Source organism: Campylobacter sp. IFREMER_LSEM_CL2194, assembly GCF_025771685.1.
Classification (GTDB): domain Bacteria; phylum Campylobacterota; class Campylobacteria; order Campylobacterales; family Campylobacteraceae; genus Campylobacter_D.
The window spans coordinates 1-2750 of record NZ_JAKMQS010000030.1; the positions used below are offsets into that span (position 1 = coordinate 1).

Below are 2750 nucleotides of genomic sequence, written 5' to 3' on the forward strand. Positions count from 1 at the left end.
AATCATCTATTATGGGGAAATTCAGCATATGCTTTCGCAACAAGATTAACAGAAAGTTTTGCTAAATACAGGTGGTGCGGTAGTATCATAGGACCAAAAAGCGGTGGAAGCGTAAAAGATCTTCCTACTTATTTTTATGAAAATTTTGGAAACTTAAAAGCTAAAATTCCCACTGAAGTTTTGATTACAGATAGAAGAGAATATGAACTTGCAGAAAATGGGTTTATAACTTTAACCCTAAGAAGAGACACCAATAATGCAGCATTTTTTTCAGCAAATTCTGCTTTAAAACCTAAAATATTTCCAAACACACCAGAAGGAAAAGAGGCTGAAACAAATTACCGCTTAGGCACTCAATTGCCTTATGTATTTTTAATTTCAAGATTAGCACATTATCTAAAAGTACTACAAAGAGAAGAAATTGGAAGCTGGAAGGAAAGAAGTGATATTGAAAATGGTTTAAACGAATGGGTTAGACAATATATTTCAGATCAAGAAAATCCACCAGCAGAGGTTAGAAGTAGAAGACCTTTTAGAGGGGCTCAAGTAAAAGTGGATAATATACCAGGGGAGCCTGGATGGTATAAGATTGGGTTGAGTGTTCGTCCTCACTTTAAATATATGGGTGGAAATTTTGAACTATCTTTAGTAGGTAAATTGGATAAAGAATAATAAATGTCTTTGTTGGATAAAATTATTCATTCATTGGATGAGCAATATAAAAATATCCCTTTTTATCAAAATGAATTTCAAGAAATAAAAAATAATATACAAGTTTTGCTTAATGCAAAACTTGATGACTGCTTAAGTGTTGAAGATTTTGGATTATCTAGTATAGAAAATCTAAATTTAAGCTCAACAGAACTTTGCTTGAACATGGCAAAAGAAATTCATAAACTCATAAATAAATACGAAAAAAGAATTATGATTAATTCTATCACATATAATGATTCTTTAAAACCTTGGCAACTTTCATTTTTACTAAAGTGTGTTTTTTGTAATGATAATTTTAAAGAATTTGCAATTGAAATTATATTTAAAAATAATCGATATTGCGAGGTTATCTAAAATGACACAAGATGATATACATTATTATCAAAAGGAGATTGCTTATCTTAATCATGCTCGGAAAATTTTTATAGATAAATTTCCCAAGTTAACCCCTTTTTTATCTTACGATAGTAAAGATCCAGATATAGAAAGAATTATTGAAAATTTAGCAATATTAACCTCTAAAATTCATCAAGAATTAGATCAAAATATACCCTATATTGCAGAATCTCTAATTAATATTCTTTCTCCAAATTACACCAACATTCTACCTTCTATGTGTATGCAAGAATTCAAATTTAGCGAAAACAGCAAACTCAACAGATTAATTATTCCTAAAAATAGTACAGTTAAATCCGTATCTATAGAAAAATGTGAATGTGAATTTAAAACAGTATATGATGTATATCTATATCCATTAAATATAGAGAATGTTTTTTTAGGAAGTGAAAGACAATATCATACATTAGATATACAACTTAGAGTTAGTAGAGAAGATTTAAACATAGAACATCTAGGTTTAGATAGACTAAGTATATACTTAGGGGATGATGTTTACACATCATCTACATTACTTTTTTATATGCATCAATATTTAGAAGAAATAAAAGTCATATCTCATGACACAAAAGAAGAATTTAAAATAAATACCCATAATATTAAAACTATGGGTTTAAAGCCGAACGAAAGTTGCCTATTTTATAATGACTTAGGATTTGAATCTTTTTCCTTGCTAAGAGAATACTTTTTTTTGCCTGAAAAATTTAATTTTATCTCAATACAAGGCTTGGATGTTTTACATGAGTGTAAAGGTAAGTTAATTAGCATTTTTTTTAAATTTAATAAAACACTTCCTAAAAATTGTATTATAAAAAATGAATTATTCTCATTATCGACAACACCAATCATTAATATTTTCGAAAAAACAGCAGAACCTATCATCAATAATCACTCGAAAAATGGATATAGAATTTTTATCGATAGAACAAATTTAAATGCATATGATATAGTTCAAATAAAACAAGTCAAAGCACATAATAGCGACAGCGGGAGTAGAATTTTAAAAAACTATAAAAATTTTGAACGTTTTGAATTTATGCAAAATAAAATACAAGATTTTTACTACATTACAAATAAATCAAATTCCAAGCAAGATAACTTCAAAGAAATATCGTTTTTTTCCTCAAACAATACAAATGAAACAATCACAATAGATGTATTATGCTGTAATAAAAATTTGCCAACCCATTTAAAAATAGGTGATATCAATTTTATACCTTTTTATAAAGATGCTATTACGAAAAACATTACCATTCCAACGCCGATTAAGCAAGTTAAAACTAATGGCAATCTTTTATGGAAATTAGTTTCTATTTTATCATTTAGCTATCAAACTCTTTTAACAAAAACATCCTTTTTTCAAGTTTTAGAAAGTTACAGCTTTCCTGATGATAAAACCTCTGAAGTAGTATGTCAATTACTCACCTCTTCAATAATTGACATACAGTCAAAACCAAGCTACTTAATTGATGAGCATATTACAAAAAAAGGCACTATGAGTATTATAAGTATAGATGATTCTAAATTTTATTCTTTGGGTGAAGTTTATAAGTTAGGATTAATAATTTCAGAATTTTTATCATCCTTTGTGAGTATTAATTCATTTTGTGAATTAAAAATTAAATGCATAAACTCAAAAG

General features: G+C 27.5%; 3 protein-coding genes. All 3 read left to right on the plus strand.

Going from position 1 to position 2750, the window contains the following annotated elements; all coding sequences use genetic code 11:
* On the plus strand, nt 1–672 hold a 672-nt coding region (gene tssC, locus L8V79_RS07950), incomplete at its 5' end, for a type VI secretion system contractile sheath large subunit (protein WP_263703179.1).
* A gap of 3 nt (nt 673–675) precedes the next feature.
* Nucleotides 676–1068, plus strand: a complete 393-nt coding sequence (locus L8V79_RS07955; RefSeq protein WP_214114359.1) for a GPW/gp25 family protein — start codon at nt 676–678, stop codon at nt 1066–1068.
* A gap of 1 nt (nt 1069) precedes the next feature.
* The coding region (gene tssF / locus L8V79_RS07960; protein WP_263703180.1) for a type VI secretion system baseplate subunit TssF at nt 1070–2750 on the plus strand (1681 nt) is incomplete at its 3' end.

Bases quoted from the DNA above. Each gene is read 5' to 3' on its own strand.
- L8V79_RS07955 (WP_214114359.1), top strand. From the start codon at position 676: ATGTCTTTGTTGGATAAAATTATTCATTCATTGGATGAGCAATATAAA.